The following is an 890-nucleotide window of genomic DNA, read 5'->3' on the forward strand; positions in this document are numbered from 1 at the left end:
TCGTGGATCGTCGGGTCGAAGGGCTCGCCCTCCTTGCCGAACTGCTGGAGGCCCATCTTCGCCGCGGTGGTCTCCAGGGACTCCGCCACCGACTTGAAGCCGCCGACGAGTTCGCCGTGCTCCCGCGCGCGGCCGATGTCGTCGAGCACGGGCAGAAGCTCGGTCAGGAGGTTCGCGATGGCGATCTCCTTGACCGCGATCCGGTCGCGCTCGACCCGGCGGCGGTAGTTCTGGTACTCGGCCTGGAGGCGCTGGAGGTCCGCGGTGCGCTCGCCGAGCGCGGTGCGCACCTGGTCCAGTTGAGCCACCAGAGCCGCTGTCTGGTTCGCGTCCCCGGCCGGGGCCGCCCCCTCCGCCGAGGCGGAGGAGGGAGCGGCCTTCGGCTCGGCGTCTTCAGGGGTGGCGCCGGAGGGGACGTCGGGCTTCTCCTCGAAGCCCGGGGTCTCCTCCGTCACGCGGCACCGTCCTTGCGCTCGTCGTCGACGATCTCGGCGTCCACCACGTCGTCGTCGGCCTTCGGGGCCTCGGCGCCGGGGGCGGCCTGACCGGCCTGGGCGTCGGCGTACATGGCCTGGCCGAGCTTCTGCGAGACGGCCGCGACCTTCTCGGTGGCGGTGCGGATCTCGGCGGTGTCCTCGCCCTTGAGCTTCTCCTTCAGCTCGGCGAGAGCGCCCTCGACCTCGGTCTTGATCTCGCCCGGGACCTTGTCCTCGTTGTCCTTGAGGAACTTCTCGGTCTGGTAGACGAGCTGCTCGCCCTGGTTGCGGGCCTCGGCGGCCTCGCGGCGGCGGTGGTCCTCGTCCGCGTACTGCTCGGCCTCCTGGCGCATGCGGTCGACCTCGTCCTTCGGCAGCGAGGAGCCGCCGGTGACGGTCATCTTCTGCTCCTTG

General features: G+C 71.2%; 2 protein-coding genes. Both read right to left on the reverse strand.

Annotation, left to right across the window (positions count from 1 at the left end; genetic code table 11):
- The coding region (gene grpE, locus G6W55_RS37885; RefSeq protein WP_175525092.1) for a nucleotide exchange factor GrpE at nt 1-455 on the reverse strand (455 nt) is incomplete at its 3' end.
- Nucleotides 452-890, reverse strand: a 439-nt coding sequence (locus G6W55_RS37890; protein WP_175525093.1) for an Hsp70 family protein, incomplete at its 5' end; no start/stop codon positions are given. The genes grpE and G6W55_RS37890, both read right to left, overlap by 4 nt.

The organism is Streptomyces sp. CAI-85, assembly GCF_013363615.1.
Lineage (GTDB): Bacteria > Actinomycetota > Actinomycetes > Streptomycetales > Streptomycetaceae > Streptomyces > Streptomyces antibioticus_B.